This is a genomic window from Streptomyces solicamelliae, from assembly GCF_045348655.1.
In the GTDB taxonomy this organism is placed as follows: domain Bacteria; phylum Actinomycetota; class Actinomycetes; order Streptomycetales; family Streptomycetaceae; genus Streptomyces; species Streptomyces solicamelliae.
In genome coordinates this window covers 6938431-6953632 of record NZ_CP160404.1, presented here as the reverse complement: position 1 = coordinate 6953632, position 15202 = coordinate 6938431, and the positions used below count along the sequence as shown (strand labels likewise).

General features: G+C 72.8%; 13 protein-coding genes. 5 read left to right on the top strand and 8 right to left on the bottom strand.

Annotation, left to right across the window (positions count from 1 at the left end; all coding sequences use genetic code 11):
- The first annotated feature begins 9 nt into the window (after positions 1-9).
- Genes argB through ABZO31_RS31995 form a run of 3 tightly spaced genes read left to right on the top strand, consistent with a single transcriptional unit; the run spans position 10 to position 3487 of the window.
- The gene (gene argB, locus ABZO31_RS32005) at positions 10-936 is read left to right on the top strand and encodes an acetylglutamate kinase (RefSeq protein ID WP_406864826.1); all 927 of its coding nucleotides are present in this window, start codon (positions 10-12) and stop codon (positions 934-936) included.
- Between the two features lie 44 nt (positions 937-980).
- A complete protein-coding gene (locus tag ABZO31_RS32000; RefSeq protein WP_406865546.1) occupies positions 981-2174 on the top strand; it encodes an acetylornithine transaminase in 1194 nt (397 codons plus the stop codon).
- On the top strand, positions 2156-3487 hold the full coding sequence (locus ABZO31_RS31995; RefSeq protein ID WP_406865544.1) for an aminotransferase class I/II-fold pyridoxal phosphate-dependent enzyme: 1332 nt from the start codon (positions 2156-2158) through the stop codon (positions 3485-3487). Before ABZO31_RS32000 ends, ABZO31_RS31995 begins: the two co-directional genes overlap by 19 nt.
- 48 nt (positions 3488-3535) lie before the next feature.
- Here the strand turns inward: ABZO31_RS31995 and ABZO31_RS31990 are convergent, their stop codons facing one another.
- From ABZO31_RS31990 to ABZO31_RS31955, 8 genes are all read right to left on the bottom strand, one after another.
- Positions 3536-4042: a GNAT family N-acetyltransferase gene (locus ABZO31_RS31990; protein ID WP_406864825.1), complete on the bottom strand. Its 507-nt coding sequence runs from the start codon at positions 4040-4042 to the stop codon at positions 3536-3538.
- 173 nt (positions 4043-4215) lie between these two features.
- On the bottom strand, positions 4216-4344 hold the full coding sequence (locus ABZO31_RS31985; protein ID WP_406864824.1) for a hypothetical protein: 129 nt from the start codon (positions 4342-4344) through the stop codon (positions 4216-4218).
- Positions 4345-4382: 38 nt separating this feature from the next.
- Entirely contained in the window at positions 4383-4706 is a 324-nt protein-coding gene (locus tag ABZO31_RS31980) for a hypothetical protein (RefSeq protein ID WP_406858864.1), read from the bottom strand.
- Between the two features lie 48 nt (positions 4707-4754).
- Positions 4755-5993, bottom strand: a complete 1239-nt coding sequence (locus ABZO31_RS31975; RefSeq protein WP_406858863.1) for an IS110 family transposase — start codon at positions 5991-5993, stop codon at positions 4755-4757.
- A gap of 560 nt (positions 5994-6553) precedes the next feature.
- Complete coding sequence (locus ABZO31_RS31970) at positions 6554-8137, bottom strand: amidohydrolase (protein WP_406865543.1); 1584 nt, start codon at positions 8135-8137, stop codon at positions 6554-6556.
- 15 nt (positions 8138-8152) lie between these two features.
- Positions 8153-9028 (bottom strand): ABC transporter ATP-binding protein, encoded by an 876-nt coding sequence (locus ABZO31_RS31965; RefSeq protein ID WP_406864823.1) that lies wholly within the window; start codon positions 9026-9028, stop codon positions 8153-8155.
- A complete protein-coding gene (locus ABZO31_RS31960) occupies positions 9025-10146 on the bottom strand; it encodes a FecCD family ABC transporter permease (RefSeq protein WP_406864822.1) in 1122 nt (373 codons plus the stop codon). Before ABZO31_RS31960 ends, ABZO31_RS31965 begins: the two co-directional genes overlap by 4 nt.
- Positions 10143-11210 (bottom strand): FecCD family ABC transporter permease, encoded by a 1068-nt coding sequence (locus ABZO31_RS31955; RefSeq protein WP_406864821.1) that lies wholly within the window; start codon positions 11208-11210, stop codon positions 10143-10145. The genes ABZO31_RS31960 and ABZO31_RS31955 overlap by 4 nt, the downstream gene beginning before the upstream one ends.
- A gap of 256 nt (positions 11211-11466) precedes the next feature.
- Between ABZO31_RS31955 and ABZO31_RS31950 the strand changes: the two genes are divergently transcribed.
- Positions 11467-13167 (top strand): ABC transporter ATP-binding protein, encoded by a 1701-nt coding sequence (locus tag ABZO31_RS31950; RefSeq protein ID WP_406864820.1) that lies wholly within the window; start codon positions 11467-11469, stop codon positions 13165-13167.
- A complete protein-coding gene (locus tag ABZO31_RS31945) occupies positions 13164-15116 on the top strand; it encodes an ABC transporter ATP-binding protein (protein WP_406864819.1) in 1953 nt (650 codons plus the stop codon). The genes ABZO31_RS31950 and ABZO31_RS31945 overlap by 4 nt, the downstream gene beginning before the upstream one ends.
- Positions 15117-15202 lie beyond the last annotated feature (86 nt).

Below are 15202 nucleotides of genomic sequence, written 5' to 3'. Positions count from 1 at the left end.
GGGACACAGATGGGTACAGCAGCCGCCCGACCGGTCACCGAAGCGGAACCGCCGTCCGGGGCGGCGCCCTGCCGCGAGGAGCTCCGGGGCCGCACGGTCGTCGTGAAGTTCGGCGGCAACGCCATGGTGGACGCAGCGCTCCTGGAGGCGTTCGCCCGCGATGTCGTGGAGCTGCGGCACGTCGGCCTGCTGCCGGTCGTCGTGCACGGCGGCGGCCCGCAGATCAGCTCCATGCTCGACCGGCTGGGCCTCGAGTCGCGCTTCGAAGCCGGCTTGCGGGTGACGACGCCGGAGACCATGGACGTGGTCCGGATGGTCCTGACAGGCCGTATCCAGCGGGACCTCGTCGGGGTGGTCAACGCCCACGGCCCCTTCGCCGTGGGTCTGTCGGGCGAGGACGCGCACATGCTGACCGCTGTGCGACGCCGGGCCGAGGTGGACGGGCGGCTCGTGGACATCGGTCTGGTGGGCGAGGTCGTGGCCGTGGCCCCCGAGACCGTGCGGACGTTACTGGACGAGGGCCGCATCCCGGTCGTCTCCCCGATCGCACGGGGAGACGACGGCCAGATCTACAACGTCAACGCCGATCTCGCGGCCTCGGCGCTGGCGGTCGCGCTCGGCGCCGACCGGCTCGTGGTGCTCACCGATGTCGAGGGGCTGTACGCGGACTGGCCGCACAGCACCGAGGTGATCGAGCGGCTGACGGCCGCCGAACTGGGCGAGCTGCTGCCGGGGCTCGCGAGCGGCATGCGGCCGAAGATGGAGGGCTGCCTGCGGGCCGTCAGGGCGGGCGTCGCCAGGGCCCAGGTCGTCGACGGCCGGGTGCCGCACGCGCTCATGCGCGGCATCTGCTCCGAGAACGGGCCCGGTACGACAGTGGTTCCGGACGAGCGGCCCGGGTCCGAGGGGCCCGGCGGCAAGGAGGACGGCGCGTGACCATCGAGAGCACGACGTCGCTCGCCGGTCGGTGGCGCGCGGTGATGATGGACACCTACGGCACTCCCCCGCTGTCCCTCGTCAGAGGTGAGGGCAGCACGGTGTGGGACGAGGCCGGGCGCGCGTACACGGACTTCACCGGCGGGATCGCCGTCAACGCCCTCGGGCATGCCCACCCGGCGTTCGTCGCGGCCGTCCACGACCAGGCCGCCCGTCTCGGGCACGTGTCGAACCTGTTCGTCTCGGAGCCTGCCGTCGCGCTGGCGGAGCGGCTGGTGCGCCTGCTGGGCAGGCCGGGCAGGGTGTTCTTCGCGAACTCGGGAACCGAGGCGGCCGAGGCCGCCTTCAAGATCGCCCGCCGGACGGGGCGGCCTCACCTGGTCGCGGCCGAAGGCGGGTTCCATGGGCGCACCATGGGGGCGCTGGCTCTCACCGGCCAGCCGGCCAAGCGCGACCCCTTCCTGCCTCTGCCCGCCGACGTCACGCACGTTCCCTTCGGCGACGTGGCGGCACTCCGCGCGGCCGTCACGGAGCGGACCGCCGGGGTCGTGCTCGAGCCGGTCCAGGGTGAGGGCGGTGTCGTCCCCGCACCCGGGGGTTACCTGCGCGCCGCCCGCGGGATCACCCGGGCCACGGGCAGCCTCCTCGTCCTGGACGAGGTGCAGACCGGGATCGGCCGCACCGGCCGCTGGTTCGCACATCAGGCGGACCAGGGCGTGGAGCCTGATGTGGTCACCCTCGCCAAGGGCCTGGGCGGCGGACTGCCGATCGGCGCCACCGTCGCCTTCGGCCCGGCCGCCGACCTGCTGACCCCCGGTCAGCACGGCTCCACCTTCGGCGGCAACCCGGTCGCGTGCGCGGCCGGACTCGCCGTGCTGGAGACCATCGAGAAGGAGGGACTCCTCCCCCATGTCGCGCGGGTGGGCGAGTTCCTGAGGCGCGGCATCGAGGCGCTGAAGCACCCCTTGGTGCATGAGGTACGGGGGGTGGGGCTGCTCCTGGGCGTCGTCCTCACCGAGCCGGTCGCCGCGCGGGTCCAGTGGGCAGCGCAGGACGCCGGATTCCTCGTGACCGCGGCGGGGGCCGGCGTCGTACGGCTGGCTCCGGCCCTGACCGTGGCGGAGGGCCAGGCCTATGCCCTGGTGGCGGCGCTGCCCCGGATTCTCGACGCCGCGCACAGTGACGAGGGCACGTCGTGCACCAGCGCCCGATCTCCGTCGTGCCGGGAGAGCATGTGATCACGGGAGGCCGGGCGGCCGACATCGCGGCCAGCGTCGAACAGGGCATCTCGTCCGGTCAGCTGCTCCCGGAAGCCGCCCTGCCGCCCATGCGGGAGCTGGCTGTCAGGCTGGGGGTGAACCCCCACACGGTGGCCGCGGCGTACCGGATCCTGCGCGAGCGTGGATTGATCGAGACCGACGGCCGCCGTGGCAGCCGGGTGCGGGCCGCGCCCACCACCCTCCCCCGTGAGCTCATTCGCACCGAACTCCCGCCCGGGGTACGGGACGTCGCCGGCGGCAACCCGGATCCTGCCCTGCTGCCGCCGCTGAGCGAGGCCCTTTCGGTCGCCGCCCGCCGGTACGCGCGCGGACCCAGGCTGTACGGCGACGACGCCGTGGTACCCGAGCTGGAAAAGGCGGCCCGGGCCGCCTTCGACGCGGACGGCGTTCCGGCCGGCCCCGTCGGCCTGACCACGGGCGCGCTCGACGCCGTCGAACGGGTCCTGTCCGCACACCTCAGGCCCGGTGACGCGGTGGCCGTCGAGGACCCGGGCTGGGCAAGCGTGCTCGACCTGATCCCCGCCATGGGCCTGAGGGTGCTGCCGATGGCCCTCGACGACGAAGGCCCCCGCCCGCAGAGCGTGGCCGCGGCCCTGGGCGACGGGGCCCGCGCGCTGATCGTGACCGACCGGGCCCAGAACCCCACCGGCGCGGTCGTCACCGCGGAGCGCGCCGCCGAGCTGCGCGCCCTGCTGGACCGCCATCCGCACGTGCTGGTGATCGACGACGACCACGGGCACGGCATCGTGGACGAACCGCCGCATACGCTCGCGGGCGCCACCCGTAGCTGGGCGTTCGTGCGATCCACCGCGAAGGCGTACGGGCCGGACCTGCGCCTGGCGGTGCTCACCGCCGACCGGACGACCGCGGACCGGGTGCTGGGGCGGTACCGACTCGGTCCCGGGTGGGTGAGCGGACTCCTCCAGTACACGGTGGTGGACCTGTGGGAGCGCGGGACTCTCGACATCGCGGCCGTGGCGCACTCGTACGGCACGCGCCGGGAGGCCCTGATCGCGGCCCTGAGGCGGCGCGGAGTCGCGGCTCGCGGGCGTACGGGACTCAACGTGTGGGTGCCGGTGGCCGACGAGACCGGGGTGGTGGCACGGCTCCAGGCGGCCGGGTGGGCGGTCGCGCCCGGAGCACGGTTCCGGGTGGACTCGTCGCCCGCTGTGCGCCTGACCGTCTCGCTGCTGGCGGCCGAGGACATGGAGCCGCTCGCCGAGGCGGTGGCTGACGCGGTCCGGCCGGGTCCCGGGGCGCGGTACGTCTGAGCTCTCGCACGTTTCGGGGCGGGTCCACGCGGGCCCGCCCCTCGCCGTCTACAGGGCACGGGCGAGGACGAGGGCGTTGCGGCCCGGGTCCAGAGACCGCGCCCAGGCGGCCGGCGCCAGGCTCGGGCAGGCCGGCGCGAAACCATGGCGGAGAAACAGGCGACCGCTGCCGGTCGTCGCCGTGAACAGGGTCGCCAGCGACCGGTTCCGAGCCCGGCCGAAGGCCGCACGCAACAGGCGGCCGCCCATTCCCGATCCCTGCCGGTGAGGGGCGACGCAGAAGTTGTACAGCACGCCGGCGGTGGGGTGTTCGCGCAGCCCGAGGCAGCCTTCGAGGGATCCGTCGGGCGCCTGGGCGACAAGGAAGTCCGTCGCCTGCGCGAGGTAGAGGGAGAGCGGGCGCCCGCGGAGTGCTCCCGTCCGGACGAACGGCCGGGAGAGCGCGGCGAGCGCGGGCCCGTCGTCCTGGCGTGCCGGTCTCAGGGTGAACGCGGGGGCGGCGGGCGAGCGGGGGGCGCGGGGCGGCGCGGCAGGATGCGGCGGGGCCGTGGTCAAGGCGTTCCTTCCTCGGTTCCACCGTGCGCGGCGGGGCTCCCGGGCGGAGCCCGGGGGAGGTTGGATCGCCGCGCAACTCCGGTGAAACAGACAGGAGTTAGGTTAGCCTTGCCTTACTGTCGAGCCAAGTCGGCTCATGCGGTTCACGCTCACCCGGAGGGCCGCCGCGGTCGCTACCCGCAGGGGCGGCCCGGGTAGCCGTCGGTCTCCGGCGCCCCCGCCTCGCGCATCCGCCGCAGGACCTCCCCGAGTACCGCGTCGTCCACATCGACCGGAATGTTGAACTCCCGGTCGAAGACCATCGACTCCCCCTCCCTCGCGTGCCAGACACCTCAGGGTTCTAACGCGTCAAGTCCTCGTCGGTGAGTCCGGGGTTTCCCCAGCGATTCCAGAGCGTGCGATGCCAGACGTCGGCGTCGGGCCCCGGGCGTGTCACGGCCGGCAGCGGGCCTGGGCTGGTCTCGATCAGGTGCAGCAGCGACCAGGCGACGCCATAGCAGTCGTCGGGGCCGAAGCAGCCAGCCAGGGCCTGCGCCTCGTCGGGTGTGACTGGCGCGGAGATGGCGTCGATTTGCCGACCTCGGCGGTCGACGAGCTCCTCGTCGTCGGTGTCCCAGTCGGGGAGAGGGCCGTCGGCGACGAAAGCCTGAACTTCGGGTCTCATCCTTGAATGATCGACTGCCGTGGGTGAACTGAGCAAGATAACTGCAGGTCAAGCGGCTGCCATCTCCGCCGTTGAAGGGGGTGCGGGGAAGGCAGCCTGCTCGTCGAACTGTTCGCCGCGCTGCAGGCAGTGGTAGAGCTGGCCGATCATGCGGTTGAAGAGGTTGCGCTGGGCGGCGGCATGCCAGTCTCCGTGGTCGCGGCGGCGCCGGTAGTGGGCCTTGGCGCCGGGTGAGGCCGTGAGCGAGGCGAAGGCCCAGAGGTAGCCGGCGTGGTTGAGGCGGTCGTTCTTGACCCAGCGGCGGGTGATGGACGACTTCTTTCCGGAGGCTCTGGTGATGGGCGAGGCGCCGGCGTATGCCTTCAGGCCGCGGGCGTCGGCGAACCGCTGCCGGTCGTCTCCGACCTCGGCGAGCACCCGGGCGCCGAGCTGGAGGCCGAGGCCGGGAAAGCTGAGGATGATCTCAGCGTCCGGGTGCTGAGGGAAGGACTCTTCCACGGCGTTGGCGAGCTGGTCGGCGGCCGTGCAGGCCGCATCAAGCTGCGTCAGGAGGGCGAGCGTCTGCTTGCCCAGCGCCTCCTCGACCAGCGGTGGCTGATGAGCCCACTCGGACCGGAAGACCTCACGCAGCCGTTCGACTTCGGCCTCGATGCCGCGCTGGCGGCCCGCGCGCTTGAGGACGGCCTGGAGCTGGGTGCGGGTGAGCCGTGCAGCACGGGTCGGAGTCGGGGCTGTCCGGAGGAGTTCGCGGGCCTCGGACCGGCACAGACCGTTCTTCCAGCCGTCCGCTGCTGCCAGGGCTGCGGGGTAGTACTCGCGCAGCAGTGAGCGGAGCTGGTTGGAGATCTGCTGGCGGTTCCAGGTGGCATCCTGCTGAGCTCGGGCGAGGACGGCAACGGCCCGGGCCAGGTCGGAGTCGTTGGGCAGGGGCCGGTGGGCGTGCATGTCGGTGCGGAGGATGTTTGCCAGGACCAGCGCGTCGCCGGGGTCGGACTTCTTGCGGGAGACGGAGTGCCGGTCTCGGTAGCGGGCGGCTGCCATCGGGTTGATCGCGAAGACCTGCCGCTTGCCGGTCCGCAGCACGGCAACGAGCAGGCCGCGGGACGTCTCGATCGCGACCGGGATCGGGTCCTCGGCAGTGTCGCCGTACTCGGCGAGCAGGTCCAGCAGGATCTTGTAGCCGTTGGCGTCGTCGGTGATGTGGCGTTTGGCCAGGAGCTGGCCGGTGTCGTCGACGAGGGCGACGTCGTGTGTCCTCTCCGCCCAGTCGATGCCGCAGTAGATCAAGGTCCCTCCCGGTACTGCTGTGTATTTGTGCTGGTCACGAGCTCGTGCGGAACCACGCAGCGACCTAATCCCAGGACTCGACGCGAGGGCCGGTCCGCCACCTCAGTAGCTGTTCGTGGCACCAGCTCACCCCACGGGCCTCGGTCTATCTGGGAGCTCTGCGGCTCGGCAGCATCGAGAAGTCACCGCACGGTGGGCTCGCACCACCAACTCCAACGAGCGATCAAGTGGCAAGTGTTGACGCCCCTGCGGTGGCGGTCAGGGAGGTGCCGAGACGCGCTCGGTCTGGCACAAGGTCTCGGGACCCGATCACACGAAGTCGTCCACTCGGCACCCGCCTGGACGCCACCACCATGAACACCACAGCCCTCGCGCCACTCTCTGACGAGGCCTGAGGGCCAGGTTCTTGATAGGCATCACGGGCCTTGGTGCTCGAACAGGCCCGGGAGCACTCGGCTCCCCAATCCCGCTCTTAAGACGGGATTAGATCACCCACCGCGGCGGAGCGGCGGGGGTCTCCCACAGCTCGGAGAACCGCTCCAGGACGCTCCTGTGATCGCTCACGGCTTTCCCGCCTCCGTCGCCTCGAGTCCGTCCACGAACGTCGACACGACCTCGATGCCGCCGATCCGGGAGGGATCGACGCGCCGCGGGTCGTCTCCCAGCACGACGAGGTCGGCGCGCTTCCCCGGCGTGAGGCTGCCCGCGCTGTCGTCCCATCGGCAGGCGTACGCGCCGGCGACCGTGTAGGCGCGCAGCGCCTCTTCCACCGTGATGGCCTCGTCAGGCCCGATCGACCGGCCGGAGACGGAGGCGCGCTCGACCATGAACTGGATGGCCCGCAGCGGGGAGCCGTCCGTGACGGGCCGGTCGGAGCTGCCGACGAGCGTCACGCCGTGGTCGAGGAAGCCGCGCCCCCTGTACATCCAGGGGGCGCGGCGCTCCCCCATGACGGTGGCGTAGTCGTCGCCGAAGTAGCGCAGGAAGTTGGGCTGGATCACCGCGCTGACGCCGAGCCGGGCGAAGCGCGGGAGCTGGTCGGGGCGGATCAGCCCGGCGTGTTCGACGCGGTGGCGGGCGTCGGGGCGAGGCCGCAGTTTCTGCGCCTGCTCCAGGGCGTCGAGGGCGAGGTCGGCCGCGCGGTCGCCGATGGCGTGCACGGCGAGCTGCCAGCCACCGAGATGGCCGTCCACGATGAGGTCGGTGAGGCGCTCGGGGTCGTCCTGGAGCTGTCCGAAGTGGTCGCCCATCCCCTCGTACGGCTCCGTGAGGGCGGCCGTCCGCGCCATCATCCCGCCGTCGGTGTAGATCTTGAGCGCCCCGACGGAGAGCCAGTCGTCACCGAAGCCGGTGCGCAGGCCGAGGTCGAGCGCGCGCGGAATGCCGTCGTGCTCGTGGGCGCCGGCCTGCTTCAGGGTGTCGCCGCCCGGCATGAGCTGGACCCGCAGCGGCAGCCGGCCCTCGTCGCGCAGGAGTTGGTAGGCACCGAGTTCGACCGGGCTGTGTCCGAGCAGGCCGCCGCCGATGCCGGCCTCGGCGCAGGCCGTGATGCCCTCCATGAGGCAGGCGCGACCGGCGTGCTCGATGGCGTCGGCGAGCTCGGCCTGGGAGTAGGGCAGTCGCAGCCTCCGTACGGCGCCCATGGCGCCCTCCACGAGGAGGCCGTTCTCGCGGGGGACGTCGGCCGGGAGCATGTCGAGCACCGCGCTGTTGACCACGCAGGCGTGGCCGGAGTCGTGCATGAGGAAGATCCGGCGGCCGTGGCTGACCCGGTCGAGCTCGGTGGCGGTCAGGTGCCGGCCGAGGGCCCGCTGGTCGTAACCGCCGATGCTGACCCAGGCGCCGGCCGCGCACTTCCGGGAGACCGCGTCCTCCACGGCGGCGAGGACGTCCTCGACGCGAGTGAGCCCGGCGATGCTGGGGGTACGCGCCTTCAGGCCCGTCCACGACAGGTGCACATGGCTGTCGATGAACCCCGGGAGCACGGTCGCTCCCTGGAGGTCGACGACCTCACGGGCGGGCATCGAGGCCACGGCCTGATCCAGACCGACGATGCGGCCACGCCAGATGCCCAGGTCGTGGGCGACCGGATGGTCCGGGTCCATGGTCAGGATGTTCGCGTTCGTCAGCCTCGTACAGAGCATCATGGGCTGTCCGTCCTAACGGGGTTCGGCCATCACGGTGTCGGCGGCGGCCGGAGCGCCGCCCTCTGTGTCCTCGTGCGGAAACCGCTTGGGCGCGGCGGGAACCATGAGGGGTGTGCCGGTCTCGGGGTCGTCGATGATGCGGCAGGGCAGCCCGAACACGTCCTCGACCAGTTCGGCGGTCATGACGTCGGCGGGGGCGCCCTCGGCCGCGATCGTGCCTCCGGGGCGCATCACGATGAGGTGGGTGGCATAGCGGCACGCCTGGTTGAGGTCGTGCAGCACCGCCACGACGGTGTGCCCCTTGCGGGCGTGCAACTCGGCGCAGAGGTCGAGCACTTCGACCTGGTGGGCGATGTCGAGGAAGGTGGTGGGCTCGTCCAGGAGCAGCAGCGAGGTCTGCTGGGCGAGCACCATGGAGAGCCAGACGCGCTGGCGCTGGCCGCCGGAGAGGTCGTCGACGGGACGGTCGGCGAGGTCCAGGACACCGGTCTGCCGCATCGCCTCGACGACGGCCGCCTCGTCCTCGGCGGACCACTGCTTGAGCATGCCCTGGTGCGGGTAGCGGCCCCGCGCCACGAGGTCGCCGACGGTGATGCCGCCGGGCGCCGTCGAGGACTGGGGCAGCAGACCGAGCCTGCGGGCCACCTCCCGCGAGCGGTACGAGGCGATGGCCGCGCCGTCGAGGTAGACCTGCCCGTGGCGGGGCTTGAGCATCCGCGCGAGGGCCTTCAGGAGGGTGGACTTGCCGCAGGCGTTCGGCCCGATGATCACCGTGAACGAACGGTCGGGGATGTCGACGCCGAGGTGGGTCGCCACCGTCCGCTGGTCGTAGGAGAGCGTCAGGTCCTCGGCACGCAGCCGGGGTGCCGGATTGTTCGTTCCTGTCATGCGCGGCTCTTTCGCGATTCGGTGATCAGCAGCCAGATGAGGTACAGCCCGCCGATGGTGCCGGTGGCCGTGCCCACCGGGAGGAGCGCCGGAGCGAACAGCCGCTGCGCGGCGAAGTCGCTCGCGGACAGCAGCAGCGCGCCCATCAGCGCGGCGGGGAGCAGGGCCGGACCGGCGGTCCGGGTCAGGCGCCGGGCCAGCTGGGGCGCGGCCAGCGCGACGAACCAGATCGGGCCGGTCACGGCGGTGGCGAAGGCGGCGAGGGCGACGCTGATGAGGAGCAGTACCGCACGGGTCCGCCCGACGTCGACGCCGAGGCCCGTGGCGGTGAGATCGCCCATCTCCACCATGGCGAGCCGGCGGGAGAGCAGGAAGGCGGGCGGGAGCAGGACGGCGACCGCGATCAGGATGGCGTTCGCGTGCGTCCAGCCCCGGTTGCTCAGGCTCCCGATCAGCCACGCCTGGGCCTCCAGGGCCTCCTGGAAGGTCGCCCGGGTGATCAGGTAGGAGTTGACGGCGAGCAGCATCGCGCTGACGCCGACGCCGATGACCACGAGCCGGAACCCCTGCAGGCCGCGGCCCAGCATGAGGAGGTAGACGGCGGCGGCGGTGGCGAGGCCGCCGATCAGGGCGCCGATCGCGATCTGGGTCATGCTGCCGTGCAGCACGATGATGACGGTGAGCGCGCCGACGGCCGAGCCGTTGGTGAAGCCGATGACATCGGGGCTGCCGAGGGCGTTGCCGGTGAGACTGGTCAGGAGGGCGCCGCTGACGGCGAGGGCCGCACCCACCGCGAGCGCGGTCAGCAGGCGGGGCAGGCGCAGGGTGTTGACGATGAAGTCGGCACCGCCGGAGTCGCCGCCGGTGAGGGCCCGGAGGACTTCGCCGACGGTCAGTTCGTAGTCCCCGGTGGTGAGGGAGACGAGCATGACGGCGACGAGCGCGGCGAGGATCGCGGCCGCCGCCGCAAGGGCTCGGCCCTGGACCCGTACGGACAGTCCCCCGGCCCGGGTGCGCAGCACCGTGCCCGTGACGACGCGCGGCCGGTGGGCGAATCGGCCCGTCGGCTCCGGGGAGTTCTCGGCGGGGGCGGGACCCGCCTGGCGTACGGGGCTCACAGCATGACCAGCTTTCGACGTCGGCACAGTGCGATGAACACGGGGGCCCCGACGAACGCGGTCACGATGCCCACCTGGACCTCTCCCGGCGCACCGATCACCCGGCCCACGACGTCGGCCCCGATGAGCAGGACGGGGGCGAGGAGCATCGAGTACGCGAGCACCCACCGCTGGTCCGGGCCGACGACGAACCGGGCGATGTGCGGGACCACGAGCCCGACGAACGCGATCGGGCCCGCGGCCGCGGTCGCGGCACCGCACAGCAGCATGACGCCGACGGCCCCGAGGATCCGGGTCCGGCTGACGTTCACGCCGAGGGCCCGGCCCATCTGGTCGCCCAGCGCGAGGGCGTTCAGCGAGGGACCGAGCGCCAGGGCGATCAGCAGACCCACGGCGACGAACGGCAGGATCACGTACACGACGTCGAGGTACCGGCCCGCGAGCGAGCCCACCGTCCAGAACCGGAACTGCTCGAAGGCCCGCGGATTGAGCAGCAGGACCGCCGAGTTGAAGGCGTACAGCACCGCCGTCACCGCGGCGCCGGCGACGACCAGCCGGTCGGGCGTGGCGAGTGTGCGACCCGAGGAGCCCAGGAGGTACACGACGACCGAGGCCAGGGCGGCGCCGAGGAAGGCGAACCACACGTAGCCGAGGACGGAACCCACGCCAAGGAAGGCGATGGCGACGACGACTCCGGCGGAGGAGCCCAGGCTGATGCCGAGAAGTCCCGGCTCGGCGAGCGGGTTGCGGGTCAGCGCCTGCATCAGCGCGCCGGACAGACCGAGGGCCGCTCCGACGAGCAGTCCGAGCAGGGTCCTGGGAATGCGGTAGTCATGGATGATGATCGAGGTCTCGGACCCGTCGGGATGCCACAGGGCGGACCACGTGGAGGTGAACGGAATGCCTCGGGTGCCCGTCCACACGCTGAGCAGACCCACCAGGACCAGTGCGGCGAGCACGGCGAGCAGCCCCGCACCCCGCAGAGCCGTGGCGCTGCCGCGCGGCTTGGGCACGGCCGCGGGGGCTGACTCCTTCTCGGGCACCGCCTGGGTTTCGACCGGCAACGACTCTTCCCCCTGACGGCGGTTCACGTGTACCGCGATCGTTCTCGTGTTGTAGGGATGGGCAGGCGATTCAGCGCACACGAGGCTTGCAACTTAGGTGAGGCTAACCGAACGTGGATGACGGGTCAACGCGCTTGAAAGCAGAGCGAGATGACCCGCGCAGAGCACTCCCCGCAGCACGCGGGACCACACGACGATGCAACATTTCCTTAGAGTAGCCTTACCTAACTTCCCATGACTCCGGATGGAGGGCCACATGCCAGTTGGAGGACCGACCGGAGGGCTCGTTCTCCGCGGCGCGATCAGGGGCCAGCGCCGGAGAGTCGTCTCCGCGTCCCTGCTCGGTATGACCCACCAGGCGTGTGAAGCGCTGGTGCCCGTGGTCATCGGCGCCGCCATCGACTCGGCGGTCGCCACGGGGTCCGCGCAGGCGCTGCTGCGCTGGCTCCTCGTGCTCGGCGTCCTGTTCCTCGTGCTGTCCACCTGCTACCGGACCAGCGCCAGGATCGCCGAGGGAGCCGGCGAGCACGCCGCGCACCGGCTCCGGCTCGAACTCGGCGCCCGCGTGCTCGACCCCCGCGGCGGGGCCGACGCGAACCGGCTGCCGGGCGCGCTGACCAGCATCGCCACCAACGACGCCCGCCGCGTCGGCTCGGTCGCCACTGTCCTGCCGTACGGCTGCGCGGCGATCGCGGCGCTGGTGGTCAGCGCCGTGGCCCTCCTGCGGATCTCCGTACCGCTCGGCCTGCTCGTCCTGCTCGGCATCCCGCCGCTGCTGTGGCTCGGCCACCGCATCAGCCGGCCGCTGGAACAGCGCAGCGAGACCGAACAGGAAAGTGCCGCGCACGCCTCCGGCGTCGCCGCCGACCTGGTCTCCGGGCTGCGGGTCCTCAAGGGCATGGGCGCCGAGTCCGCGGCCGTGGCCCGCTACCGCACCACCAGTCAGGACTCCCTCGCCGCCGCGCTGCGGGCGGCCCGCAGTCGCGCCGGCCACGAGGGCGCGCTGCTCGCCCTGACCGGCGTGTTCATCGCGGTCATCGGCATCGCCGGCGCCTACCTCGCGATGAACAGGAGCATCAGCGTCGGCGACCTGGTCGCCGCGGTCGGTCTCGCGCAGTTCCTCCTCGGCCCGTTCCAGCTCCTCGCCTACTCCAACGCCGAGTTCGCCCAGGCCCGGGCCTCCGCCCGGCGGATCGCCGAGGTCCTCGACTCCCCCGCCGCCGTCGACGGCGGGCAGCGGGCCCCGGCCGGTGCGGCAGCCGGGCACATCCGGCTGCGGGAGGTCCGCCTGGGCGCCCTGCGCGGGGTCGATCTCGACCTCCCGGCGGGCAGCCTCGTCGGCGTCGTGACCCGGGACCCGGCCGTCGCCCACGACCTGCTGCTCGCCCTCGCCAGGGAGACGGACCCGGCCGCCGGACGCGTCGAACTCGACGGCGTACCGCTGACCGAGCTCGACCCCGACCTGCTGCGCCGCTCGGTGCTCGTCGCCCCCCACGACGCCGACCTGTTCGAGAGCAGCCTCCTGGACAACGTGCGGGCGGGCGCCTCCGACACCGACACGGGGTCGCTCGACGCCGCCCTGGCCGCCTCCACGGCGGACGAGGTGACCCGGCTGCTGCCGGACGGCGGGGACACGGTGCTCGCCGAGCGCGGCCGGTCCCTCTCCGGAGGGCAGCGCCAGCGCGTCGCGCTCGCCCGGGCACTCGCCGCCGACCGCCCCGTCCTCGTCCTGCACGATCCGACCACGGCCGTGGACACGGTCACCGAGTCCCGGATCGCCGCCCGCCTGCGCGAGAGCCGCCGGGGGCGCACCACGGTCCTGATCACGACCAGCCCGGCTCTCCTCGCGGTGACGGACCGGGTCGTCGTCCTCGACGAGGGAACCGTGACGGCCGACGGCCCACACGCCGAACTCGTCGCCGCGGACGAGACCTACCGCGCGGCGGTGCTCGCATGACCGCCGTGCACGACGACGATCGCGTCGCGGAGACGACGCGAGCGACGGGCGACACGGAGACGGAGAAGGACATGAGCGGGACCAGCACGGACCACGCCGACCGCACACTCCTTCCGACGGCCGGCGGCGCGGAGAGCCTGGCGGCGCTGCGCGTGATCCTGCGCGGCCACCGGCTCCTGGCCGTCGCCGCCGTCCTCGTCCTCGTCGCCGGGACCGGAGTCGGTCTGCTGACCGCCCCGTTGCTCGGTCACATCGTCGACCTGGTGGTGGACCGCGAGGGACCGCGGGCCCTGACAGTCCCGCTGGTCCTCCTCGTCGTGGTGGCGCTGGCCCGCGGCGCCGCCGCGGCGTTCGGCAGTGCCCTGGTGGCCCGGCTCGGCGAGACGGTGCTCGCGGCCGTGCGCGAGCGGTTCATCGAACGGGCACTGCGGCTGCCCCTCGAACGCGTCGAGGCGGCCGGCTCCGGGGACCTGGTCTCCCGTGTCACCAGCGACGTGTCCATGATCGCCAAGTCGGTGCGCCAGGCACTCCCCGAGTTCACCCGCTCCGCGCTCACGATCGTCCTCACCCTGGTCGGACTCGCCGTACTCGACTGGCGGTTCCTGCTGGCGGCACTGCTGGCCATGCCCGTCCAGATGCTGTCCGTCCGCTGGTACCTGCGCCGGGCCGCGCCCGTGTACGCCGAACACCGCGTCGCCACGGGCGCGCTCCAGCACCAACTGCTGGACAGCATCGGCGGGGTGCGCACCGTGCGCGCGTTCCGGCTGAACGGCGTGCACGCCGCCCTGCTGGAGGACCGGTCGGGTGCCGCCCGTGACGTGGCGCTGCGCGGTCTGCACATCGTCACCGGGTTCTTCTCCCGTTTGAACCTCGCCGAGTTCATCGGCCTGGCCGCCATGCTCGGCACCGGCTTCCTGCTGGTCCAGGACGGGGCGGTGAGCATCGGCACGGCCACCGCCGCCGCGCTGTACTTCCACAGTCTCTTCAACCCGGTCAACGCCGCGCTCTTCCTCATCGACGACGCCCAGTCGGCGGGTGCGAGCTTCGCCCGCCTCATCGGCGTCGCGAACCTGCCCGCCGAGCGGACTCCGGAGGACGGGAGCGCGCCGGTCGACGGCGCGGTCGAGGTGACCGGGCTCGGCCACGCGTACGCCGACGGGCGCCCCGTGCTGACCGACGTCGAGCTCGACGTGCGCAGCGGTGAGCGGGTGGCGCTGGTGGGCGCGAGCGGCGCGGGCAAGACCACGCTGGCCAAGGTCATCGCCGGCGTCCACACGCCGAGCAGCGGCTCGATCGCCCTGGGCGGGGTCGACGTCCGCGAGCTGGGCCCGGAGGGCGTCCGGCGCGCCGTGACCCTGATCAGTCAGGAAGTGCACGTGTTCGCCGGCCCGTTGGCAGAGGACCTGCGCCTGGCCCGGCCGGAGGCCACGGACGAGGAACTGCGCGACGCGCTGGCCACGGTGGGCGCCCTGGAGTGGGCGGAGGCCCTGCCCGACGGCCTGGCCACCGTGGTGGGCGAGGGCGGTCACCGCCTGACGGTCGCGCAGGCCCAGCACCTCGCGCTCGCCCGGCTCGTGCTCGCGGACCCGCCCGTCGCCATCCTGGACGAGGCGACCGCCGACGCGGGCAGTGCGGGCGCGCGGGTCCTGGAGGAGGCGGCCGCGCGGGCCCTGGAGGGCCGCACCGGCCTGCTGGTCGCCCACCGGCTACCGCAGGCCGCCGCGGCCGACCGTGTCGTCGTCCTCGACGAGGGCCGCGTCGTCGAGACCGGCACCCACGACGAACTCGTCGCGGCCGGCGGCCGGTACGCCGCGCTGTGGGCGGCGTGGTCGGACAGCCGGAGGGGGGCGGACGTCCCGGCGGCGGCCGTGCCGGAGAAGGCGGCCGAAGCCGCAGCGGACGTACCCGCGGATCGGGCGGCGACCGGGGCCGCTCTGGGCATCCGGTAGGAAGATCCGCCGATACCGCGGCCCTCGGCACGCCGATCGGGTTCCGGAACCTCATCGGCGTGCGGCCGTCGGCAGAGCGAACGGCG